Source organism: Staphylococcus sp. mip270_02 (assembly GCF_054031535.1).
Genome location: NZ_CM132934.1, coordinates 1,936,816 through 1,962,461 on the forward strand (window position 1 = coordinate 1,936,816; position 25,646 = coordinate 1,962,461).

General features: G+C 31.3%; 15 protein-coding genes. 3 read left to right on the forward strand and 12 right to left on the reverse strand.

Features of this window, described 5'->3' with window-relative positions; all coding sequences use genetic code 11:
• Positions 1-473 precede the first annotated feature (473 nt).
• From mprF to parE, 7 genes are all read right to left on the reverse strand, one after another.
• Positions 474-2,999: a bifunctional lysylphosphatidylglycerol flippase/synthetase MprF gene (gene mprF / locus ACW5YJ_RS09170; RefSeq protein ID WP_017724395.1), complete on the reverse strand. Its 2,526-nt coding sequence runs from the start codon at positions 2,997-2,999 to the stop codon at positions 474-476.
• 488 nt (positions 3,000-3,487) lie between these two features.
• Entirely contained in the window at positions 3,488-4,714 is a 1,227-nt protein-coding gene (locus ACW5YJ_RS09175) for an AI-2E family transporter (protein ID WP_017724394.1), read from the reverse strand.
• A gap of 535 nt (positions 4,715-5,249) precedes the next feature.
• Positions 5,250-6,341 carry an acyltransferase gene (locus ACW5YJ_RS09180; RefSeq protein ID WP_107551917.1) on the reverse strand — a complete coding sequence of 364 codons (1,092 nt, stop codon included), beginning with the start codon at positions 6,339-6,341 and terminating at the stop codon, positions 5,250-5,252.
• A gap of 292 nt (positions 6,342-6,633) precedes the next feature.
• Positions 6,634-7,497 (reverse strand): glucose PTS transporter transcription antiterminator GlcT, encoded by an 864-nt coding sequence (gene glcT, locus ACW5YJ_RS09185; RefSeq protein WP_135092436.1) that lies wholly within the window; start codon positions 7,495-7,497, stop codon positions 6,634-6,636.
• A gap of 140 nt (positions 7,498-7,637) precedes the next feature.
• A complete protein-coding gene (alsT, locus tag ACW5YJ_RS09190) occupies positions 7,638-9,080 on the reverse strand; it encodes a glutamine transporter AlsT (RefSeq protein WP_017724391.1) in 1,443 nt (480 codons plus the stop codon).
• Positions 9,081-9,317: 237 nt separating this feature from the next.
• Complete coding sequence (parC, locus tag ACW5YJ_RS09195) at positions 9,318-11,720, reverse strand: DNA topoisomerase IV subunit A (protein WP_017724390.1); 2,403 nt, start codon at positions 11,718-11,720, stop codon at positions 9,318-9,320.
• The gene (gene parE, locus ACW5YJ_RS09200) at positions 11,717-13,711 is read right to left on the reverse strand and encodes a DNA topoisomerase IV subunit B (RefSeq protein WP_426432901.1); all 1,995 of its coding nucleotides are present in this window, start codon (positions 13,709-13,711) and stop codon (positions 11,717-11,719) included. Before parE ends, parC begins: the two co-directional genes overlap by 4 nt.
• A gap of 200 nt (positions 13,712-13,911) precedes the next feature.
• On the opposite strand from parE, the gene plsY reads away from it, so the two are divergent.
• Positions 13,912-14,520 (forward strand): glycerol-3-phosphate 1-O-acyltransferase PlsY, encoded by a 609-nt coding sequence (plsY, locus tag ACW5YJ_RS09205; RefSeq protein ID WP_457338104.1) that lies wholly within the window; start codon positions 13,912-13,914, stop codon positions 14,518-14,520.
• Between the two features lie 294 nt (positions 14,521-14,814).
• Positions 14,815-15,111 carry a HesB/YadR/YfhF family protein gene (locus ACW5YJ_RS09210; RefSeq protein WP_017724387.1) on the forward strand — a complete coding sequence of 99 codons (297 nt, stop codon included), beginning with the start codon at positions 14,815-14,817 and terminating at the stop codon, positions 15,109-15,111.
• Between the two features lie 225 nt (positions 15,112-15,336).
• Here the strand turns inward: ACW5YJ_RS09210 and menI are convergent, their stop codons facing one another.
• The 3 genes from menI to ACW5YJ_RS09225 form a co-directional block, all read right to left on the reverse strand.
• The gene (menI, locus tag ACW5YJ_RS09215; RefSeq protein WP_017724386.1) at positions 15,337-15,795 is read right to left on the reverse strand and encodes a 1,4-dihydroxy-2-naphthoyl-CoA hydrolase MenI; all 459 of its coding nucleotides are present in this window, start codon (positions 15,793-15,795) and stop codon (positions 15,337-15,339) included.
• A gap of 336 nt (positions 15,796-16,131) precedes the next feature.
• Positions 16,132-18,834 carry an aconitate hydratase AcnA gene (acnA, locus tag ACW5YJ_RS09220; RefSeq protein ID WP_426432651.1) on the reverse strand — a complete coding sequence of 901 codons (2,703 nt, stop codon included), beginning with the start codon at positions 18,832-18,834 and terminating at the stop codon, positions 16,132-16,134.
• Between the two features lie 277 nt (positions 18,835-19,111).
• Complete coding sequence (locus ACW5YJ_RS09225) at positions 19,112-20,755, reverse strand: BCCT family transporter (RefSeq protein WP_107551921.1); 1,644 nt, start codon at positions 20,753-20,755, stop codon at positions 19,112-19,114.
• Between the two features lie 203 nt (positions 20,756-20,958).
• Between ACW5YJ_RS09225 and mscL the strand changes: the two genes are divergently transcribed.
• The gene (mscL, locus tag ACW5YJ_RS09230; protein WP_029377388.1) at positions 20,959-21,312 is read left to right on the forward strand and encodes a large conductance mechanosensitive channel protein MscL; all 354 of its coding nucleotides are present in this window, start codon (positions 20,959-20,961) and stop codon (positions 21,310-21,312) included.
• A gap of 132 nt (positions 21,313-21,444) precedes the next feature.
• Here mscL and sbcC read toward each other — a convergent pair whose 3' ends face one another.
• Both sbcC and sbcD read right to left on the reverse strand, forming a co-directional pair.
• Positions 21,445-24,474 carry an exonuclease subunit SbcC gene (gene sbcC, locus ACW5YJ_RS09235; protein WP_457338105.1) on the reverse strand — a complete coding sequence of 1,010 codons (3,030 nt, stop codon included), beginning with the start codon at positions 24,472-24,474 and terminating at the stop codon, positions 21,445-21,447.
• On the reverse strand, positions 24,475-25,605 hold the full coding sequence (sbcD, locus tag ACW5YJ_RS09240; protein ID WP_171915547.1) for an exonuclease subunit SbcD: 1,131 nt from the start codon (positions 25,603-25,605) through the stop codon (positions 24,475-24,477).
• Between the last annotated feature and the right edge of the window lie 41 nt (positions 25,606-25,646).

A 25,646-nucleotide genomic window follows, 5' to 3' on the forward strand; every position in this document is an offset into this window, starting at 1 on the left:
CTTATGTAACCGTTTTCATAATATCACATATTTTCTCTATTTAACAGAAGTTTCCATGATTAATTTATTAAATTATTTTTTGTTTAAAATAAAAAATAGCGTTAATCCGTGTGATTTATCACTATAAATGGAAGTCTTTTTTGACCTGTCACTTAGAATAAGTAATAATACATATAAATATTAATAAGAAAACGTACGTATAATATCTCCATAATAAAGTGAATAAGATTTCAATACACTATTGAAAGCGTTTTCTATTGATGATATATTTATATTGTACCTTTAACAAAGGGGTAACGAGAAATTCAAATGTAGTTAGAATCAAAATGATATTTAAAAGGGTAACAATTGTTAGTTTATTAAAGTAGTTAATAACTTCTCCAAAGGTTAACTACACAAACCATTAAGCACTATTAAACTCCTTAAAAAGCACCCCACATGCATATGACATGTGGGGTGCTTCATGTTGTACTTTAACTATTTTTTCTAATGATACGCATTACTTTTAACATGCTCACCCATAATGAGTGGCGTTTACGATAAACGAGAAATCTTGGCTCCCATTTCGGATTAAATTTCTCTTTATATCTTCTGAGACCTTGGAATCTATATAGGCCGTTGAAATGTTCAAACACACGCCCAGCGATCCTTTCCCCATAAAATGAATAAGGAATTTGTCCAACATTAGATAACGTCGCCATTCCCATATTAAAATGTTCGTAGTTATTAGCTTTTGACCAAAGTAGCATATTCAAATATAAACTATCCATTAATGGCAACTCAATGTCTTGTTTCCAACGTATTAAATCAACTGAAATCACGCCACTATAGTAAGTTGGCATCAATGTACAGAAAGCAATGATGGATTGTTCATTATCTTTTAACACGCCTATCGGAGCTTGTGATATATAATTTACGTCAAAACTACCAACAGAAAAATGCATTTCATTTTTATCAGCTAACCATTCATCACTGATGGCTTTTAAATCAGTAATCATCTGTTGTGAGAAAGGTGGATTCACCACTTCAAATGAATAACCCAAATCATCAAGTTTGTTTAGCGTCGCTCGCAAACCACGCTTTTTCTTCCCTGACGTTGTAAATGTTGTTAAATTTATAATAGCTTCTTCACCTAATTTAAAGAATTGATTACCAAAACTATGATAGAGTGACATGTGTTTATCCGTTACTTGATAAAAAATAATATCATAACCTAAATATTCCGCTTCTTGATAAAATGATTCTAATAAATTGTAAAATGATTCTGTATTACCAATTGGATCACCTAAAATAATATACGTATTATTATGATAGCGATACATTACAAAAGCATCTTCATTGTCATTTATAAAAAATTTCTTATCTCCACTGTACATTAAGTGACTTAAATAGTTCCCATTATATTTATCAATAATCGCTTCACAGGTAGCGATGTTATCTCTACTATTTGATAATCTATATCTGTATTCAAACCACCATACAATAACTCCAACTATAATTGCTACTAATAAAATAGTAATCCAGAAATAATATCTCAAAATAGAAGTCAGCATTTCAATATGATAAATATCTAAGGAATAAAACGTACTCTTAACCACAAGATGATTAATATAAAGTATTATCGTACCTGTAAAAATACTTAATAATAACTTGGAATATCTAAACGGTCGTTTGATAATCCGAGCCCGTTTATAAAATACAAGCAATAATACAAAGATTACTGTAAGCCAACTTAATAGTATGAATGATGCATACGTATAAGCCGTTGCAATAAATATAAACAATACAGAAATAATTGCGAATAGTATCGCACGTTTAGATAATTTATATACGCCTATGACATTTAATAATAATAATAAACAAGCACATGTATGAATTGAAACAATAATATAATAGATATAATGATTTGAATCATATAATCCATCATAAATAATTGTTAAATTATTCAAAAAGAATACTAAACTCGTAAATAGCAATAAAAGTGCCATAGCAAAAGATGGTACACGTGCAATTATGTCCTTTTGATATGAGCCTAATAAGGACGTCATATCTTTTACTGGCACTAATATGCGTGAATCTTCCCAGTAACGTTTGGCAGTACTACGGAATTCAAATGTAGATAAAATCAATGCAATAAGTACAGGGAATAAATAATAAGCAAAACGATAAAGTAATAAACCTAATACGATTGCTTCCTCATCAATATTTAATGCCTTCAAACCTAACAGTACAACTAAATCAAATGTACCAAATCCACCAGGAATAAAACTAATTAACCCCGATAACGCTGCTAGAATAAAAATCCCCATAAATGTAGCAAAAGGTATTTGAACACCCACGATAGCCATTGCCATGTATAACACTAATGCTGCAACAAACCATTCAACACCTGAAACAATTGTGCAATATACGCCAAGCAATCTATGTGTTTTTTGTACTGGCTTAATTATAGTAAATACTACAAATATTGGTAAAAACAATGCTACTACGTACATTAACCACTTAACCCATGGATACGGTGTAAAAATATGTGAAATATCAAAGACATGAATCACTACTAAGATAGAAAGCAAACTCAAACCAGTTAACATTGAAATTAAAACAATAGAAATGGTATGTAAAAGCGCTTTTTTATCTTCAGTTGTATTCTTATAAAATAGAAAACGTACACTGGCCCCTATAAATCCCCCAAAGCCAACAACAGCATTTAAAGCATTAACAATATAACCAATTCTAATCGTTTTACCTAAACCAATTTTTAACTTTAATGTTTTAGCTAAAATCACATCATACATTGAAAGCACTATAATAGATGCGCCACCACTAAAGAACAGTGTAACAAGCCAAAATCTATTAATTTTACTAAATGATTTTATTGCGTCTTTGAGATTAATATGTGAGAGCTCTTTGTATAAAGTAATAGCAACAATTATAAATAACGTAAATGCGAATGCAATTTTTAATATAGAAAATAATTTGCTTCTCAATTCTTTTGACATCTTTTCACTTCACTTTTAATAATCTAATCGTTCCATAAAAATATAGCACAAGAACAATACATAATAAATAAAATTTTTAATAATAACTACTAACAAAATTGTTAGATGTATGACTTAATTTTAAATATCATGAATTAAACGTCATTAAATAGGGTGGAATTCTCAATAATATAGCCATATTGTACAAAACTTCCATGTATAACGACAATCTAATTCAGTAAGTTAATAAATCATCATGAAAATAATTAAGGACGAGACAAGAACCACATTTTAGAAGTTGATTTCATCATCTCGTCCTCAATAGTTTTTATAACTATAGTATATTATAAAAACGCCTATAGATTACAGTATGTATCTGCATTATATCTATAGACGCTTATCAATTTTGTTTACTAGCCAACTGCTTCAGTATGAACACTATTATGATATAAAATCGAAATTAAAATATTGTTTATTGTCAAAGCATACTGAACAAAACTTATAATAATTTAACGAATTTCTTCATCCGTAGTAATTTCATATTCTCCAGCATCTTCACCATAATACTTATTATATCTACGTTTAAACATACTATATAAATGTGAAACCAAGACTTTTAATATTGCATAAGCCGGTATACCTAAAATCACACCTACAATACCTAATAAGTTACCTGCACTTAACAAGATGAAAATAATTGTTAGTGGGTGTATTTTAAGTGTTTTACCCATGACATTAGGTGAAATTAGATGACCTTCGATAAACTGAACAGCCGTCCAAACTACAATTAATTTCAATAACATAATTGGGGAAGTTATTAGCGCAATAATAATTGCTGGTGATATTGCAATTGTAGGACCAATGTACGGAACCACACTTGTAACAGCAGCGATTGATGCTAAAATCAAGCTATAATCTAACCCAATAATGCTATAACCTATAAATAATAAAATACCAATACAAAATGATACAATAATTTGTCCTTGAATATAAGAACCAACTTGAACACTCATTTTGTCTAATAAATCATGATAATCTTTTCTGAATTTAGGTGGCATTAATTTTGTAGAAAATTCTTTAAAACGATGTCCATCTTTTAACATAAAGAACAACACAAATGGTGTTGTCGCAATGACTACACCTACATTTACAATTGCCTCAGCAAAATTCTTAACCTTTGAACCAAATCCGTTGAAGTAATCTGAAACCATAGATGGCAATTTGTTAGCCAACGCATCCAATTGTTCTTGAATTTGACTATAGAAATTCGATATCAAGGAATACTTTGTAACACTATCTATAAATTGATTGACTTTATCTACATATAATGGGAAATTATTACCAAAACTTCTAAATTGAGACCCTATCACAGGTATCAAAAGGTTAATAACAAGTGTTATGACACCTACAATCAACAAAAATAATATGATTACGCCCCATAATCTAGAAATATTATAACGTTCCATTAAATTGACTAATGGATTCAATAGATAATATAAAATCACTGAAACAATAATAGGTGCAGCAATAGTATTAAAAATAATAATAAACGGTTTAAAAATATAAGATACTTGATCAAATATAAATATAGCTATACCTACTAATATTAAAATTAACAAACCAAAAAGTAAGTCTTTGCCCCCCGCAAACTTCATGAAGCGGGTTTCAGGGAAACTAAGTTTTAACTTATCTTTCCCCTTCTTATTTTCTTGTCTTACATTGTCTTCATTCGACATATAACTCACCATACCTTAAATTAATTCTAGAAATAGTAATTACTTGTTATGATTATAAAAAGAAGGTACAAAACTCTATTATAAAAAACTTTAATAGTTTATTGTACTATGCTTAATAATAACACATCCTCTATATGACAATCATCTATTATACTAAATTATAATTGTCATCTCGCTTCTGCATAAATTATTCACTATTCCATTATAATTAAACACATTTTCCAAATTTTTCTAAATAATACTTAAATTAAAAGTATTATTGAACACAGAAAGCTAAATCGTTAAAATTCATGTATTTTAGTACAAAAAATAAGGCCCTTGCGTATAATAAAATTACCATCACATAATCTTAAAAAAAGACGCCTTATGTATAAAGGTTATAACATGACTCAACTTACATTACTATTGTAAGCTTCAATATTTTATAAAAATCAAAAAAACACCAATTTCTATATATACTCAGTAGAAATTGATGTTTATTCTTTATTCAGAGATATTTATGTCCCAGAGATTTAAAAATACTTTATTTTCATTTTTATGTCGTTGCTTCATTACCAGTATCACTATTATCTCGAATATTAGTAAGGTGTTTACTAGCTTTCTTTTTCGGAATAGGTACAATGTAATTTCCAAATGGTAGCTTGCCAATTAAGTATACAATGAATACTGATAAAGCAACAGCTGCTATAAATACACCCATAAATTTACTTTGAGCATCAATCTCCTCAACAAGAGGCAAACGCTTCACGAATTGGATTGCTACATAATGTACTAAATAGACGCCCATAGAGTAATCTCCTATTAATGTAAGTGTACGCAAAATTATTTTATTTTTCTTTACATGTTCAAACATGTAGTTAAGAAACACAATAAAAAACGGGATATAAATTATATTTGAAACATGGATTGAACTGTGTAAATTGTCTAAATCAATACTGATCAATAAATCAATAAATAATATACCTATAATAATTGAAAGTAACGCCTTATATTTGAATATCAGTACTTTTATTTCATTATAAAATTTTGCGTAAACAATACCTAAAACGAAAAAGGAGATCCAGTTCATAATGAAGAGTTTATCATTTACAAACCGTTCTACTCCACCACCGCCCAATGAAACTGGTCCCATCATTATCCAAACTATATTAGCAATAGTTGCAACTATGAATAAAGTAATAATTGGCCATCCTTTTTTAAATTTGTGTACAAATGGAAATAAAAAATAGAATTGTATTACAGTTAATATAAAATATAAATGAAAATTTGCCTTACCGAATACAAAATAATTTATTAATTTACCATCATCTTCTAAGTTATGTAAAAAATAAGCCCTGTATAATAAATAAAAAATTGTCCATATAATATAAGGAATTAAGATTTTGCTAAACCTTGATTTTATAAAATAATTCAAACTAAAGCCTTTATGAATGACAGAAATAGTTAATAAAAAAGCACTAACTACTGCAAAAATAGGTGTGCCTAACCTTGCAATTTGATTTATATATCCTAACCCATCTGAAGTGAACGAGTCTCCTGAAAGTGCGATACTATTAACTGTATGAATAGCAACAACAAGCATAGCTGCCACTGACCTAATTATAGGAATTTCATCATAGTACTTAATACGAAAACATCCCCTTTAAACAAACCAACTTTAAAACTAATTCTATGATTTTTAATTGGTATAGTAAAGTAAATTTGCATACATAAATAAAAACATAATACTTTCATTACACACAATTAAAACTCTTAACCCCAACTTTATAATATGCAACTAATTACACATTTAGTTTTCTATAAACTCCAAATTTGTCATAGATATTAACAATATATAATAAATATAATTACGAAATTAAAAATACGACGTCACACTATTTAGTGACATCGTATTTTTAAATGTAAACTATTTAAAGACTTTAATCATTAGATGTATCCGTATGATCAGCAACAACCATAAAATGATAGACATGCAAAGTTAAATAAATAACTTCTGCATCATATATTTTAATACCCAATTCCTGCTGCAACATTTTCATTATTTTTAATGCGATATTGAAGCATAAAGGATACTGAGTTTTCAATAACTCTTCAAATGCATTTGTTTTTTGCAAATTTTCTCCAGTTCTCAATCTTTTAATTAAAAATTGAATATGCCTAATAAAGCGCTGATACTGGACTGTGTCTTTTTCTATTTCATGTTTTAAATCATGTTCTAGAATAAATATACTTTTATTAATCAAACGATTAATCAGTTCCATTTCACGTATAGGTAAAGTTTCGGTATTAGAAGCTATATGTAATGCTATAAACCCTATTTCGTCTTCCGGAAAATTCACATCTAATACATGGTTTAAACGATCTATTACTTTTTCAGCAATGCCATATGCCTCTGTATATAATTGCTTTGTTTCTACAACAAAAGGATTATTTATTAATTGATTTTGTTTCAATCGGTTATATGCAAATATAATATGATCAGTTAAAGATATGACTAATTTTTGATTATCTATCTTCATTACTGAATTCGTAATAATATTAACAGCTTCAATTACTGCTTGAATTAATGTGTCATCAGCTTGTTCAACCAGAGATTTATAATGGTCTTGTTGAGACTTTTGATCTAATATATACGTTTTCTCAACTGTTTGATTTTCTTGCAAAGTCATGCCACTTTTTTTATTAAAGCCAATGCCTTTAGCAATGAGCACATATTCTTCTTGTGCTTTTTTACAGATAATAACATTATTATTTAAAACCTTAGTTATCAGGTAATCACTCACATGAATCATCCTTCTTTTTCTGTCAATCAATATTATATAGTGTATTTTCAAAAATTGAAAGACATAAAAGAGCCTTCCAAATTCTCACTAATCAGTGATTTATTTGAAGGGCTCTATATGTTGATATAAATAATTTTTAATTATTTTTTCATACCCCAACTTTCAATACCAAATAAATTAATTTCTAATTCTTCTGGTCTGAAAATAGGTTTTTTACCGGCTCTACGTTGACGTTGGTAATCGTTCATAACAGCAAATGCGATATTTGATAATCCAATGATTGCCACTAAGTTGACAATTGCCATTAATCCCATGAATAAATCGGCAGTACTCCAAACAACATCTGTTTTAGCTACTGCACCAATAAATACTAACACGACCACTAAGCATCTAAATATAAATAAAATCGTTCTATTATTAGATAAAAATTCAATGTTAGATTGTCCATAATAATAGTTACCTACAACTGAAGAGAATGCAAACAGCGTAATCGCAATTGTTAAAAAGATACCGCCTACACTGCCTAAATGTTCATTTAAAGCAGATTGTGTAACTGCAACACCTTGTGCTGCATTGTCACCAAATTCTAAACCTGTGTAAAGTAAAATCATGATGGCTGTAGATGTACATACAAGCATAGTATCAAAGAATACACCTAAAGATTGAATTAAGCCTTGCTTGACTGGGTGTGGTGCAGCAGCTGTTGCAGCAGCATTAGGTGCTGAACCCATACCCGCTTCATTCGAGAACAAACCACGTTTAACACCCTGTAAAATTGTAGCACCGATTGCGCCACCTGTAGCTTGCTCAAAACCAAATGCACTTTTTATAATTGTAGAAATCATAGGAATGATTTGATCGAAATTCATGAATAAGATGATAACAACCATGAAAATATATAATATCGCCATTACAGGCACAATTACTGATGACATAGTTGCAATACTACGCACACCACCAAATATAATAATTGCTGTAAATACTGCCAATACAATACCTGTTATCGCAGGGCTTACATTATATTGTGTTTTCAATGATTCAGCGATTGTATTTGATTGAACAGTATTAAATACAAATGCAAATGTAATTGTTATTAATACTGCAAAAACAACACCTAACCATTTTTGGTTTAAACCTCTCGTTATGTAATACGCTGGACCACCACGGAAGCCGCCTTCTTTATCAGGTACTTTATAGACTTGCGCTAAAGTTGCTTCAATAAATGCACTTGCTGCCCCGATAAAAGCGATAACCCACATCCAAAATACAGCACCAGGACCACCGAGTACAATTGCGGTTGCAACACCAGCGATATTACCTGTACCTACACGTGACGCTGCACTAATTGCAAACGCTTGGAATGGAGCAATACCTTTCTTACCATTATCTAATGTTTCAGGTTTTTCACCAACAGCGCGAAACATTTCTGGAATCCATCTTAACTGAACAAATTTTGAACCGATTGTAAAGAATATACCGGCTGTTATTAACAATCCAATTAAATACTGTGACCAGATTAAATCATTCCCGACTTGGACAAATGTTTTGAACCAATCTGGAATTAAACCATCAAAATCTCTCAATTTAATCCCTCTCATCTTATGTATATTTAATTTCAAAATTAGAGCAAGAGATTTATAGCTACGCTCATAGTAATACGCTTTATATTATAACTATGAGTATAAGTAAAATTGTGAATGCTAATAACTAAACACATCTTTTTTACTGCGCTATAAACCTTTTTATTAATTATTTATTGCACCTAACTGGTATTTTATCACTATATAGTTGTATTTACTAACAATTTTTTATAAGATGTTTTATTTTATTTCTAAATCCTTTATTTCACCAAAATCACTAGTATCTACGATAAAGCTACCATTTGTATATTGTTCTGATAAGTGGATATCCTTGATTAAGCCAGACTCTTGCTGTTTATCAGAGTAGATTGTATAAGTCGTTTGGTCTGATTGAATAACTGCAGCGTCTATAATGCGGTGCGGTGTTTTCTTTAATTCTTTTAATAACGTAATACCACGTTGGGCGCGTTTAGCCGTTTGTAATACTTTAAAACTGATGCGTTTTAAAGATCCGCGTTGTGTCGCCATTAATATTGTATTATTTGAAGTTACAATATCTGTTAATACTGTATAGTCTTCATCTTTTAAGTTGATAGATTTAACACCTGCTGCTCTCAAGCCAGTATCAGAAAGTTCATCACTATCATAAGTAAGCGACATGCCTTTGTTTGTAACCACAGTAATCAATTGTGTCTCTGATATACGCATAACATTTATAATTTCATCATTATCTTTCAACTTCATGGAGACAAGTGGTTTATTATATCGTGTTGTTTTAAACATAGATATATTACTTTTTTTAATCATACCATTACGTGTTGCTAAGATATAAAATGCTTCTGGTTTAAAGTCATTTTCACAATAAGCGTTAATAACATATTCACCTTCATCAAGTGGCACAATTTGAGAGACATGTTGCCCTAAATCTTTCCATTTTATATCAGCTAATTTATGAACAGGTATAAATAGATAACGACCTTTATTAGTAAACACTAGCGCTGTATCTAAAGTGTTGACTTCTTCATATTTCATGATTGAGTCTCCATCTTTAGTACCCACTTCATCTACACCACTTGCATTAAAACTACGTAATGATGTTCGTTTAATATAACCATGTTTAGTGATACTCATAATTACAGTTTCACTAGGGATCATCACTTCTTTATCAATCTTAATTTCTGATATCTCAGCCTCTATAGAAGATAGACGCTTTTGTTTAAATCTATTACGAATTTCGGTTAATTCCTCTTTAATTACATTTAATAATGCATCGTGATTATCTAAAATATTTCTCAAATGCTCGATTAACGCTTTCAATTCATCATGTTCTTCTTGTAGCTGAACAATATCTGTATTCGTCAAACGATACAATTGTAATGTCACTATCGCTTCCGCTTGAGCTTCAGTAAAGTCATATTCAGCTACCAAATTTTCTTTAGCATCTTTTTTGTTTTTTGAAGCTCTAATAAGTTTAATCACTTCGTCTAATATAGATAAAGCTTTCATTAAACCTTCAACGATGTGCATTCTATTTTCAGCATGATCTAGTTCATAACGTGTACGTTTCGTTACAACATCGATTTGATGATTTAAATAACTATCTATAAATTGACGAATGCCCATTAATACTGGGCGCCCTTCACTAATAGCAACCATGTTAAAGTTATATGAAACTTGTAAATCTGTATTTTTATAAAGGAAATTGGCTACAGCTTCACTATTAATATCTTTTTTCAATTCGATTGCAATACGTAATCCTGTACGGTCAGTTTCGTCTCTAACTTCGACGATGCCATCAACCTTTTTATCAGCACGTAATTCATCCATTTTTTTAACTAATGCACTCTTATTAACTTCATAAGGTACTTCTGTAACAATTAGTTGTTTTCTACCATTTCTTAATTCTTCAACTTCAACCTTTGAACGAACTACGATTTTCCCTTTACCTGATTCATACGCTTTCTTAATACCATCCACACCTTGAATAATACCACCTGTTGGAAAATCAGGGCCTTTGATATATTTCATCAATTGATTCACAGTTATATCCGGGTTATCAATAAATTTAAGTGTTGCTTGAATCACTTCACCAAGATTATGTGGCGGAATATCTGTAGCATAACCAGCAGAAATCCCAGTACTACCATTTATCAATAAATTAGGAAGTCTTGCAGGCAAGACCATTGGTTCCATCGTCGTATCGTCATAGTTTGGCATAAATGGTACAGTTTCTTTGTTAATATCTCTTAAAAGTTCTTCTGAAAGACGGCTTAATTTTGCTTCAGTATAACGCATTGCAGCAGCTGGGTCATTATCGATACTACCGTTATTACCTTGCATTTCTATAAGTACATGTCGTAGCTTCCATCCTTGACTTAAGCGAACCATCGCATCATATACAGACGAATCACCGTGCGGATGATACTGACCTATAACATCACCAACAGTTTTAGCACTTTTACGGAAATTTTTGTCGTAAGTGTTACCGCTTGAATACATTGCATATAAAATACGTCTTTGAACAGGCTTGAGACCGTCGCGAACGTCTGGCAATGCACGTTCTTGAATGATGTATTTACTATATCTACCAAAACGATCGCCAATAACATCTTCTAGCGATAAATCTTGAATTACTTCACTCAATTTACTTCCTCCTCATTAGGCGCTTCCTGTTCCAATATTTGAATTTCATTATTATCTAAAATACTTTGTTGTTCTTGTAAACCAAATTCAACATGATTTTCAATCCATTCACGTCTTGGTGCAACTTTGTCGCCCATTAGTGTTGTAACACGTTTAGATGAACGTAACTCATCTTCAACTTGTACTCTGATCAAGGTTCTCGTATCAGGGTTCATAGTCGTTTCCCACAATTGGTCGGCATTCATTTCACCAAGACCTTTATAACGTTGTAATGAGAAACCTTTACCTAATTTTCGTTGTAATTTCTCTAATTCTTCATCTGTCCAAGCGTATTCTACTTTTTTTGATGCACCTTTTCCTTTTTCGAGTTTATAAAGTGGTGGTAATGCAATAAATACTCGACCCGCCTCAACTAATGGCTTCATATATTTAAAGAAGAATGTTAATAATAACACTTGAATATGTGCACCATCTGTATCAGCATCTGTCATTATAATGATTCTATTGTAGTTACTATCTTCAATTTTGAACTCATTTCCGACACCAGCTCCAATAGTATGAATAATTGTATTAATCTCTTCATTTTTAAAGATATCGTCAAGACGTGCTTTCTCAGTATTAATTACTTTACCTCTAAGTGGTAAAATCGCTTGGTATTTGCGATCACGACCTAACTTTGCAGAGCCACCCGCTGAGTCACCTTCGACAAGGTATAATTCTTTTTTCTCAGTATTTTTACTTTGTGCAGGTGTAAGTTTACCAGAAAGTAAAGTGTCTTTACGTTTATTTTTCTTACCTGAACGTGCATCTTCTCTCGCTTTACGTGCTGCTTCTCTAGCTTGTTGTGCCTTTAAAGCCTTTTTAACTAACGATTTAGATAATTGTCCTTTTTCTTCCAAATAATATGGTAATTTGTCGGCTACAACTGAATCTACTGCACTTCTGGCTTCAGGTGTGCCTAACTTAGATTTAGTTTGTCCTTCAAATTGTAACAATTCTTCAGGAATTCGAATTGAAATAATAGCAGTTAAACCTTCTCTTATATCATTACCATCTAAATTTTTATCTTTTTCTTTTAATTCATTAATACGACGTGCATAATCATTAAACACACGCGTCATAGCTGTTTTAAACCCAACTTCATGTGTTCCGCCATCTTTTGTACGCACATTATTAACAAAACTTAGTATGCCTTCTGAATATTGATCGTTATATTGGAATGCAACTTCCACTTCAATATTATTAGCTTCCCCAGAGAAATCTGCTACATCATGTAATACTTCTTTCCCTTCATTGACATAAGCAACGAATTCTTTAATACCATCTTCATAATGGAAGATATCTTCACGTTCTTTGCCTGCTCTTAAGTCTTTTAGAATGATTCTCAAGCGTTTAAGTAAAAATGCTGATTCTTGTAGTCTTTCACTTAAAACATCATAATTAAACGATGTAGATGCTTTGAATATCTCTGGATCTGGTTTAAATGTCACTTTAGTACCAGTCTTTTTAGTTTTACCATGTTTTTTCAAACCAGTTGTTGGTTTCCCACCATTTGCAAAGCTTTGAGAATATATATTACCATCTCTATAAATTTCAACTTCTAACCATTCACTCAATGCATTGACGACTGAAGCACCAACACCGTGTAAGCCACCTGACGTTTTATAACCGCCTTGTCCGAATTTTCCACCTGCATGAAGTACCGTAAAAATGACTTGAACAGTAGGTTTTCCAGAAGTATGAATACCTGTAGGCATTCCACGTCCATTATCTTCTATAGTAATGCTCTCATCTTTATTTATCGTAACAGTGATTTCACTTCCGAAACCATTTAATACTTCATCGACGGAATTATCGACAACTTCATATACTAGATGATGTAAGCCACGTTTATCGGTAGAACCAATATACATCCCAGGTCTTTTTCTAACGGCCTCTAGTCCCTCAAGTACCTGAATGGAATCATCCGAATAATTATTTTTTTTATTCATTGCCAATCGTTTCGCCCTCCTACAAACGTACGTTCGTTTTTAAAACTATACATTAGTTATTCTTATATAAATCTTGATAAATTGCAAGTGTCAAATCAATTTTCAGTAGATAAATGCTTTTCATTTGAAATTTTTATTCGTATTATGATGCTCTTATGTGGTAAAATAATTTTAATGTCATTAAAGGATGTGGATTATATATGATGATTGTAATCATGTTAATACTAAGTTACCTCATTGGTGCTTTTCCAAGTGGCTATGTAATAGGTGAATTATTTTTCAAAAAAGATATTCGACAATTTGGTAGTGGCAACACTGGCGCAACAAATAGCTTTAGGGTACTAGGAAAACCTACTGGATTTTTAGTTACTTTTCTAGATATATTTAAAGGGTTTATTGTGGTCTTTTTCCCACTGTGGTTGCCTGTTCATGCGGAAGGTACAATTAGTACATTTTTCACAAATGGACTTATCGTAGGTGCTTTCGCGATTCTAGGTCATGTATATCCAGTTTATCTTGGTTTTAAAGGTGGTAAAGCCGTTGCTACAAGTGCTGGAGTCATACTAGGAGTTAATCCTGTCTTATTATTAATATTAGCAGTAATTTTCTTTGGAATATTATATCTAACAAAGTATGTATCACTCTCAAGTATCATTGCATCAATTTGTTGTGTTATCGGTGCATTATTAATTCGAGACTATATCCTCTTTGTTGTTAGTATTGGTGTAGGCGTACTACTGATAATTAGACACCGTACTAATATTGTAAGAATATTCAAAGGTGAAGAACCTAAAATAAAATGGATGTAACTATTACAAAAGTCGCAGTGTAAAAACGAATAAATTATGTAAACAAACGCTAAGCTGGGACATTAAGATGTTTCCAGCTTTTTAACATTGTATCTATTATACTACGTAAACAACGTTTTATCATAGTATTTATACAATTCATATTTTTGTAAATCATTTGTCGAAATTAATTGAAAAATTATGTTATACTACCTTTAACATTACTCAAAGTGGGTAATGTATAAATTACTAATTTAAAAATTAGTAATCAACGTTCATAAGTGAAATCTTATGAATCGAAAGGAGACTTTTATTATGGAAATAGAACTTTCAGATAATGCTGTATCTTGGTTTAAGGAAGAACTAGATTTACCAGAAGATGACAAAGTCTTACAATTCTTTGTACGTTATGGCGGAGAATTCCAACTAAAACAAGGGTTTAGTCCTGCTTTCAGTGTAGACAAGAAAAATGATGTGGAAATTGGTTACGAAAATCATTACGATGGATTAGATGTCGTAATCGCTGAAAAAGATTTGTGGTATTTTGAAGACCACAATTTATATATTGATGTTAGTAACAGTATTGATGAAATTTCATATGCCACAAAATAAATTATAAATTATTCCAAGGTTTTACTAATTCCCTTGTCCATTATTTTTGGAAATAAGCGTATGAAACCTTTATACATTTTAAATAAATCATGTTAAATAATAAAAAAAGCGTTCGGGTCTCTTCCCAAACGCTTTTTTTAGCTTAATTCTAGTTTGATTGCTATTGAATAACATATATTCTCTTGTTCGTTTCAATATGCTAGTCACTGAAGCCTAAAGCATGCCTTATATGCCTTTAACCACTTCTAAGTCCTCGCCTGCCTTATTTCTTTCAGCGACATCGCTATATACAGCGTGCCATTCAGGAAAATATCTATCTAATCGTATCGGCTTGAAGTCTTCTTTTTTAATACAAGTCAATGTAGTTGATCCTGTAGTTGCTAATTCTCCAGCTTCATTGTATATTTCATAGCAATATTTAGATCGTAATCTAGAATATTTTTCAACCCATGTTTTTATTTTTACGGTTTCTGGATAAAAAATAGATTTAATATATTTAATGTCCAAATCAACAACTGGAGAAATAATACCTGAATCTTCCATAGCTTTATAGCTAAAACCTAATTTAGAGATATAATCTGTACGAGCTACCTCAAACCATGTAGGGTAATTACCATGATAAATCACACCCATTTGGTCAGTCTCTGAATACCGTGATTCTATTTGTGTCATACTGTAAATCATTATAAGCGTCCTCTTTTCAATTGTTCATCTTATATCTTTTTTACTATTAAATATTAACATAAAAAATTAAGTATAGCATTTTACTAGTTTATCCTTAGTAATACTCCAATAAAGTATCTATAACCTATTCTATATTCATTATCTAAACATCACTTACAGGTAGTGCTATTTCAAAGCAATGTTAATCCAAGCATTTATCCCAACCTATATAATAAAGGAATACATTATGTACATCTTCATAGGCCTTCAATAACGCCTTTGAGGCTGAGACATATCTATGTATGCCCCAGCCTCGTTTGAATCTTTATTATTAAATTAATGCTTCTAACTGTAAAGTTATTCGGCTAATTTATTTCTTAATACTAATTGAAGAATACCACCATGACGATAATAATCCATTTCAACGTTTGAATCGAAACGAGCCATTGCTTCAAACTCTATTACTTCGCCATTTTCTTTCTTAGCTTGTACTTTTACAAGATCATGCGGTTTTACATTTTCATCAATATCTACTGAAATAACTTCAGTACCATCAATGCCAAGGCTATCCGCAGATTCGCCTTCTTTGAATTGTAATGGTAAAACGCCCATCATTACTAAGTTTGAACGGTGGATACGCTCATAACTTTGTGCGATAACTGTTTTAACACCTAATAAATTTGTCCCTTTAGCTGCCCAGTCACGAGATGAACCCATTCCGTAATCATTACCAGCTAAAACAACTAAACCTGTGCCGTCTTCTTTATATTTCATGGCAGCATCAAATATTGGCATTTGTTCACCTGTTGGCCAGTAAGTTGTGAAACCACCTTCAGTTCCTGGTGCTAATTGGTTTTTAATACGGATATTCGCAAATGTACCACGTACCATCACTTCGTGGTTACCACGACGTGAACCATATGAGTTGAATTGACGAATAGGGACGCCATGTTCAAGTAAATATTTACCTGCAGGTGTATCTTTACCAATTGCACCCGCTGGTGAAATATGGTCAGTTGTTACTGAATCTCCAAATTTACCCATAACCCTTAAATCTTTTAATGAATCAATAGTTCCTGGTTCTTTAGAAAGACCTTGGAAGAATGATGGGTTTTGAATATACGTTGATTCAGGGTCAAAATCATATAGCGGTTGATCCGTAACATCAATTTCATTCCACATTTCATTATTATTGTACACAGTTTCATATTCTTCTTTAAATAGTTTCGGAGTCACAACCGTATCAACAGTGTCTGAAACTTCTTTAATTGATGGCCAGATATCTTTTAGGTAAACATCTTCTCCATCTTTACCTTTACCAAGTGGCTCATTTTGTAAATCGATATCCACAGTTCCTGCTAATGCATATGCAACAACTAATTGTGGTGAAGCTAAGTAGTTAGCTTTAACTAATGGATGGATACGACCTTCAAAGTTACGGTTACCTGATAACACAGAGGAAACGAGCAAATCTTCATCAGCAATTGCTTTTTCAATTTCTTCTAGTAATGGACCAGAGTTCCCGATACAAGTTGTACAACCATAACCAACAAGGTTAAAGCCTAAATCATCCAAATATTCAGTTAAGCCTGAATCTCTTAAATATCCAGTAACAACTTTAGAACCTGGAGCTAATGACGTTTTAACGTATTCTGGGACTTTTAATCCTTTTTCTACAGCTTTTTTAGCAACTAGTCCAGCACCTAACATAACATATGGATTAGATGTATTTGTACATGACGTAATCGCTGCAATCGCTAAATCACCAGTTTTCATTGTAGTTGACGTGCCATCTTTAAATTCGATTGTTGCAGTTTTATCGAATTCACTTTCATCAAAACCGTGGCCTTGGTTACCTGCTGGCGCAGTAACTGATTTTTCGAATTCTTCTTTCATATCACTTAAGAAAATTAAATCTTGTGGACGTTTTGGTCCTGATAATGATGGTTCAACAGTAGATAAGTCTAATTCAACTACATCAGTGTATTCAGGGTCTTCTTTTTCAACAGTGAAGAACATGCTGTTTTCTTCTAAATATTTTTTCACAAGATCGATTTGTTCATCAGTACGACCTGTTAAACGCATGTATTTTAATGCTTCTTCGTCTACAGGGAAGAAACCACAAGTAGCACCATATTCTGGAGCCATGTTAGCAATTGTTGCACGGTCTGCTAATGGTAAGTGTTGTACACCTGGACCAAAGAACTCAACAAATTTTCCAACTACACCTTTTTTACGTAATTCTTGAGTTACACGTAAAGCTAAGTCTGTTGCAGTCGCACCTTGAGGCAATGCATTAGACAATCTAACACCGATTACTTCAGGAATTGGGAAATATGACGGTTGACCAAGCATTCCGGCTTCGGCTTCAATACCCCCTACACCCCAACCTAATACACCAAGACCATTAATCATTGTTGTATGTGAGTCAGTACCTACTAATGTATCAGGGAAAGCTACTGTTTCACCATCTACATCACGTGCATGTACAACATTAGCTAGATATTCCAAGTTTACTTGGTGAACAATACCAGTTGCTGGTGGCACAGCGCTATAGTTATTAAACGCTTTTGTAGCCCAATTTAAAAATTGATAACGTTCATAGTTTCTTTCAAACTCTAATTTCATATTGCGCTCTAATGCGTCTGGATTTGCATAGCTATCAACTTGAACTGAGTGGTCAATAACTAAATCTACAGGTACTTCAGGGTTGATTTTATTTAAATCTCCGCCTACATCATTCATTGCCTTACGTAATGACGCCAAGTCAACAACTGCAGGTACACCTGTAAAGTCTTGTAAGATAACACGAGAAGGTTTGAATGGTACTTCGCCTTCAGTGCCTTTAGTAAATTCTGATAACGCTTTAATATGTTCATCAGTAATTACAAAACCATCCTCTTGTCTTAATACAGATTCTAGTAATACTCTAATTGAATATGGCAATTTTGAAACTTTTGTTAAACCTTGTTCTTCTAAAGTGTTCAAATCATAAAAAGTATATGATTTGCCGTTTAACTCAAACGATTTTTTCGATTGCTGTTTAATATTAGAAGCCATATAAATCCCCCTTGAAATTTTTGTAATATATATGCCGTTATTTAAATTGTATAATTATATGTAATTTAAAACAACTAGCTAAAGCCAGAAACATCTATAATTTAGATTTGAATTTTCAATCAGTATGTATAAGCAAAACTTATCTTGACTCCAGTGTGTAATAAGTTATTATTATCAATTGAGAATCATTATCATCCTGATGGCAGACATTTCCTCATTTTTATATAAAAAAACTGAGTATCCAAATGGATACTCAGTTTTAAATTATAAAGTCTGTTTATTGATCATTTTTTTCTGCATTTCTAAGTGGTTTACGCTGTTCAATAATATCATCTTCATAATCTTCTTGTTGATGCTGTAAGTAATCTTGTAATCTATGTTTATTAGGTGTCAATGTTAAACCTAAGAATTTACGTTCTTGGTTAGCATCTTTATAGAATGAAATCATCATCATGATTACTACAAATGAGAATGGCAAGGCGCTTATAATGGCGGCACTTTGAATTGCGTTAAGAGCCTCAGCACCATTTCCTCCACCTGCAAATAGTAATACAAAAGCGATTAATGATTGTGCTATACCCCATGTCATTTTAACAACATTTGACGGCTCTAATGAACCATAAGTCGTTTGCATACCTAACACAAAGGTTGCAGAGTCAGCCGATGTAATAAAGAATGATGCAATTAATACTAAAGCAATGATAGATAATATCATACCCAATGGTATCTCATTAAACACTCCGAAAAGTTGTGTTTCAGCAGTCATATCAAATAATTCTGGATTTTTCTTACCAGTTTCAATACCTAACACACCAAACACACTGAACCAAACGAAACTTACAAGAGCTGGTACTAGCAGTACTCCTCCTATAAATTCACGTATAGAACGTCCTTTAGATACACGTGCAATGAAAATACCTACGAATGGGCTCCAGCTTAACCACCAACCCCAGTAATAAAGTGTCCAACTAGACATCCATTCACGTTTTTGAGGGTTTTGTGCTGCAGTGTCAAACGTATTTAATAAGAATGAGTTTAATAAACTACCTGCAGAGCTCGTCATCATATTTAAAATCAATACTGTTGGTCCAATAATAAGTACAGCAATCATCAAGATTGCCCCTAAACTAATATTTAAGTTACTTAAATATTGAATACCTTTACTTAATCCAGACCAAGCACTCATCATAAATAAAATTGTTACTACTACTATGATTATAGCTTGAACCCAAACATTATTTGGTATACCAAATAGATAATTAAGCCCACCATTAATTTGTAAGGCACCCATACCTAGTGATACGGCCACACCTACTACTGTAGCAAATACAGCAAGTACATCAATGATTGTCCCAATTGGGCCTTCAACTTTGTTACCTAAGATAGGACGTAATGTTCTTGAAATAAGTCCTGGTTCGCCTTTTCTAAATTGGGCATAAGCTAGTGCTAATGCAACAACACCATATATTGCCCACGCATGGAATCCCCAATGGAAGAATGTTGAACGCAATGCTTCTGTATAAGCTGCTGTCGTTTTTGGATCTGCATTTGGTGGCGCTGCAAAATCAGCCATTGGTTCTGCTGCACCATAGAATACAAGTCCAATTCCCATACCAGCACTGAATAACATCGCAAACCATGAGATAGTGTTGAATTCAGGTTTGTCATTTGGTTTACCTAATTTTAATTTCCCAATAGGACTAAAAATTAGAAATACACAGAAGAAAACTATAAACGTTGTAAGAATTAGGTAATACCATCCAAGTTTATCTGTAATCCATAGTTTAATCGTATTCGTAACATAATCAAATTGTCCCGGTAATACTGCACCGATAATAACTACAATTGCTACGATGATAGCACTATAGATAAAAACTGGAGATATCTTCTTACCATTAGATTGGTTACTAGAAGAATTCATAATTAATTACTCCCTTTCTTATCATATTAAATTTTCAAGCCAAATAGAACTTTCATTTTTTAAAAAATTCTATTTATGTATTAACCACGTATTAGAATAACAAAACAATGAGGTAATATCAAATTTCGTTAAAAAAACTATTCTCTTACTTTTAAATATATTGTATAATAATCTTTAAAATTAAATAAAAGGGAGTTAATCATATGTTTCAAGAGTTTAAAGAGTTCGCATTAAAAGGCAATGTACTCGACTTAGCTGTAGCTGTAGTTATGGGTGCAGCATTCAACAAAATTGTTACAGCTTTAGTTTCATTCATTATCATGCCTTTAATTGGATTGATTTTTGGTACAGTTGACTTTGCTAAGAGCTGGTCATTTATGGGAATCAAATACGGTATGTTCGTTCAGTCAATTATAGACTTTATCATTATTGCTTTTGCATTATTTATCTTTGTGAAAATTGCTAATACGCTAATGAAAAAAGAAGAAGAAGAAGAAATCGAAGAGAATACTGTTTTACTTACTGAAATTCGTGATTTATTACGTGAAAAAAATTAATTAAAATACTAAAAAGACGAGAGTCCTAGCAGAATGACAACTACTAGAACTCTTTTTATTTAGCTTACTTTATTGGATTTTCACACATTATATATTATTTTGAGCTACTTCGACATATATTATTTAAGTAAATTATTGTTTCTTAAAAGTTGTCGTACTTTGATATTGTTCCGTAACTACTTCTAAAATGAGGGGAATTCTTTGTTTCAATTCACTTACATGTGAAATGATTCCTACCATTCTCCCTGTAGATTTTAAACTTAACAGTGTATCTAAAGCTGTTTCTAAAGTTTCTTGGTCTAATGTTCCAAATCCCTCATCGACGAACATAGAATCTAATGCAATACCACCTGATTCTTGTTGAACTATCTCACTTAAACCTAAAGCTAAAGCTAATGAAGCTTGGAAAGTTTCCCCTCCAGACAATGAACTAATGTGCCTAGATTGATTAGAGTGTGCATCAAACACATCAATCTCAAGTCCACTGTATCCTTGTGAAACTTGTGATCTACGTGTCAATTGATACCGCTGACCCGTCATTAAAGATAAACGTTGATTGGCTTGAGCTAAAATTCTTTCCAAATAATAAATTAACACATAATTTTCTAATGTTAATTTTTGTTCATTTTTCCCTGCTAGAATTTCTGCTAGTTGAAAAACTTCTTGTTGTGTTTTTAATTCACTTTCTAATTTACCAATAATATCTCTAATTTCAGTTATTTTTTTATTATTAAACGCAACTTTATATTCATGTTGACTCAATTCAGTACAGATTAATTCAAACGCTTGTTGCTGTTGTTCAAAAGCTTCTATTAGATGTTGAGTATCTTCTAACTTTTTATCGGAAATCTCTTCTTTTAATTGTGAGATTACTACTTCAAAAGATTGTTTTGATTTATTAAATTCAGTTATTTCATTTTCTAGAGTTTCTTTTTCACTTACTTTAGAAACTGTATTATATACTTGTTCTAAATCCGTGAAACCAATATGTTTCATTTCATCATCAATTTTCACACTTATATTTTTAATCTCTAGTTCAATTTCAGATAAATTATTACTTAAATGATTTCTATTATTTTGTTCTATAGCAAGTTTACTCTTATATTGTTGTATATTCTTCTCCAACTCATCCAAGGTTTTTTCATATTTCTCAATTTCACTTTTATTGTTTTCAAAAAGCTCTATAAAAGTATCGACGTCACTATAACCTGTAGTATTTTCAAAATCATTTATAGTAATTTCATTTTGTTTTAGATTATGTTGTTTAGTTTTTTTATCTAATTCTAATTGATGATACTGTTGTTCATATTGTTGTTGTAATTCCTTTAATTCAACAATCGCTTCATTTTCCTTTTCAATGATCTGTTTTTGTTCTGTTTTTTTCTTAACTTCCACCTCAAGTTCTTGATAATTTATATTTTCTAATTTCTCTTCATCAAATTTTGCCAACTGTTCTTCTATATAATTCAGTTCGCTTTCAACTTTAATTTTATCTTCAGTTCTATCGTTTTTCTCTTGTTCTAACTGTGCGAGACTTTGATGTCGTGCAGTTAAATCATCAAAATCGATATGTTGCGTTATAGTATGTACTTGATTACCACAAATTGGACAAGTGTCTCCAACACTTATTGCTGATTGCAAAGTACTAATCAAATCTTGCTTATTATTTAAATCTATACTTGTTTTATCTATTTTTTTATAAGCATTCGTTAGCTGTTGAAGTTCATCAGATAACTTTTTACTGTCATTGGCTTTTTGCTGTTTTCTTTCTTGTAATTGTAGGTATTCTTTTTTATCAAGTTCATTTTGTTTTAGCACTGTAACTTCATTATTCAACCTGTAAATTGTTTCATTTATTTGTTCTATTTTCTTATAGTTCGGTACTCTACCGTTTATTTTTTCTTTAATTTCATCTAATTGCTTTATTTGTGTATCTATCTTTGTTTGAAGTGATACAAAACCTTCTTTAAATGATTGTTGCTCTTCATACGCCTCTTTGTACTTTTGGGATCTTTCAAAGAAAAGTTTTGTCTTTTCAATAAAGTTTTTAATATCTGTTATTTTAGCTGAGTCATTTTTATGAGCATCTAACTGTTCATTTGCTTTTTCTATTTGAATTTCAAGTTCTGAAATAATTTTTATTTTTTTATTGATATCTTCTTTTATTTTTTGTTGTTTTGTGTATAATTCGTCTCTAGACTGTAATAAATGAGCAATTGGCCTTACCTCATTAATTGCATTCAAACGATTGATTTTTTCATTTATATTATTTTCTTGCGTTAATAGTCGTTCATAATTTCGCTGATTTTCTTCCAACTTATTTAATGTTTCTTCTAATTTTTGGTTGTTTTTCAAACAAGATTCAGCATCATTTAACTTAGTTTTATACTCAACCTTTTGTTGTTTTAATTTATTATGAATATGTTCCGCTTTTTCATAAAATACATTTAATACTTCAAGCACTTGATTTGTTTGTCTTGGATTAATAGCTTTATTCTCAATTAATGTTTCATCGTTGAACGTTTCTAAATCTAGCCAATTTGTTTCTAACAAATGATATTTTTGTTCAATTTGCCCTCTAACTTCTTTAACATCTTCAGATAAGTTTTTTTGTATTTCTTCAAATCGCTGACTATTAAAGAGTGTTCTTAATATTTCTTGTTTCTCAGAACTTTTTGATAATAAAAATCTTTTAAATTCTCCTTGAGGTAAGATAAATAACTGCCTAAATTGCTCAGCGTTTACTCCCAATAATTCTTTAATAAATTGATTACCATTCGTTATTTTACTTTCTCTAAGTTCATACTTCTCAGTTTCCATTTGATATACAGCAAGTTGACCAAGTGTTTTATTCTTATTACCTTCTTTAACAAAAGCCCCTTGTCTTTTTATTTTAAAATATTGGTTTCTTAATTTGAATTCAAATTCTACTACCATAGGCATCTTACTTTCAGCAAAATGACTTCTCAAATCACTTTCTTTTCTATCTTTTGTAGAAGCTTCTCCAAATAAAGCGTAAACAATGGCATCAAAAATCATAGTTTTTCCTGAACCAGTTTTACCACTAATTAAAAATAATTGATTATTATTCACATAATTAAAATCAATTTTTTCATTTAAAAAAGGACCAAAATTATTTAATTTAAGTGTTATTGGTCTCATTTATTTAGAGCCTCCTTCTAATATTGTACGCATAACATACTCAATTTTTTCTTTTTGGTTAGTTGTTAATTTTTCATCTGTTATGCTTTGATAAAAATTATCTATAATAGCCCCGTCATCAAGCTTTTGTATTTCTATATTTTCGTGATGCATCGATGTATTAAATTCAAAGGTTTGGTTAGTTAATGCTAGAGTATTTGGATAAATTTGCTTTAAATGCATCATTGGATCATTCACATGTGACATATGCTTTAATTTAAAATGTATATAGTTTTCTTTATTTTTAACTTCTATCTTTTCTTGTATTGCATCCTCGTAATCACCTTCTATAACTTCCAGTTGTCTTAACGGCTTCAAAGGTGTAAACTTATCTTTTATATCATTTTCATTTATTGAAATTACTCTATAACCTTTAGGCTGATTCACTTCCGAAAATGAATATTGTAATATAGACCCACTATAATTTATAAAATTTGATTCAATACTAAATGGGTGATGTAAATGCCCTAATAGTACTCTATCAAATTGCTGAAACATCTTCTCTTCTACTGATTCTACCGTACCAATAGTTAATGGTCTCTCAGAATCTGAACGTATGCCACCTTGCACTGTTAAGTGACCTATGAACATATTTATTCTATGTTTATTAATCACTTCATTCATTTGATTCAAAGCATATCCAAGTGCCTGTTGATGTGTTTCAATTTCTTCATTATCGAAGTAGTATTGCATCTCATTAATTGTTGCATATGGCAGTGTATAAAAATCTACACCATCTATTGAAATAGGATTTTGCATATCTTTCAAACCCGTGCGGATATACATATTCGATTTTTCAAACCACTTAGCACCATAATTCAATCTTTCTTTACTATCGTGATTACCACTAATTAAAATTAATGGAATTTTCATTTCAAGATTCAAGGTATCAATCGTATGCTCCAATAATTGAATCGCATTTTTATTAGGATAACTCGTGTCATATAAATCTCCGGCAATGACAATTACATCAGGTCTTTCTTCTCGCATCGCTTCAATAAATTGTTCCAATATGTATGATTGATCTTCTAACAATGACTTGCCATTTAAAATTCTACCTAAATGCCAATCCGCTGTATGTACAATCTTCATTTCAACACTCCCTTTCAAGAACGTTCGTTCGTTATTTTATT

Coding starts and splice junctions, on each gene's coding strand:
- ACW5YJ_RS09210 (WP_017724387.1), top strand. CDS start 14,815: ATGGAAATAGAACTTTCAGATAATGCTGTATCTTGGTTTAAGGAAGAA.
- menI (WP_017724386.1), bottom strand. CDS start 15,795: ATGATTTACAGTATGACACAAATAGAATCACGGTATTCAGAGACTGAC.
- ACW5YJ_RS09175 (WP_017724394.1), bottom strand. CDS start 4,714: ATGTCGAATGAAGACAATGTAAGACAAGAAAATAAGAAGGGGAAAGAT.
- sbcD (WP_171915547.1), bottom strand. CDS start 25,605: ATGAAGATTGTACATACAGCGGATTGGCATTTAGGTAGAATTTTAAAT.
- parE (WP_426432901.1), bottom strand. CDS start 13,711: ATGAATAAAAAAAATAATTATTCGGATGATTCCATTCAGGTACTTGAG.
- plsY (WP_457338104.1), top strand. CDS start 13,912: ATGATGATTGTAATCATGTTAATACTAAGTTACCTCATTGGTGCTTTT.
- sbcC (WP_457338105.1), bottom strand. CDS start 24,474: ATGAGACCAATAACACTTAAATTAAATAATTTTGGTCCTTTTTTAAAT.
- ACW5YJ_RS09225 (WP_107551921.1), bottom strand. CDS start 20,755: ATGAATTCTTCTAGTAACCAATCTAATGGTAAGAAGATATCTCCAGTT.
- acnA (WP_426432651.1), bottom strand. CDS start 18,834: ATGGCTTCTAATATTAAACAGCAATCGAAAAAATCGTTTGAGTTAAAC.
- mprF (WP_017724395.1), bottom strand. CDS start 2,999: ATGTCAAAAGAATTGAGAAGCAAATTATTTTCTATATTAAAAATTGCA.
- mscL (WP_029377388.1), top strand. CDS start 20,959: ATGTTTCAAGAGTTTAAAGAGTTCGCATTAAAAGGCAATGTACTCGAC.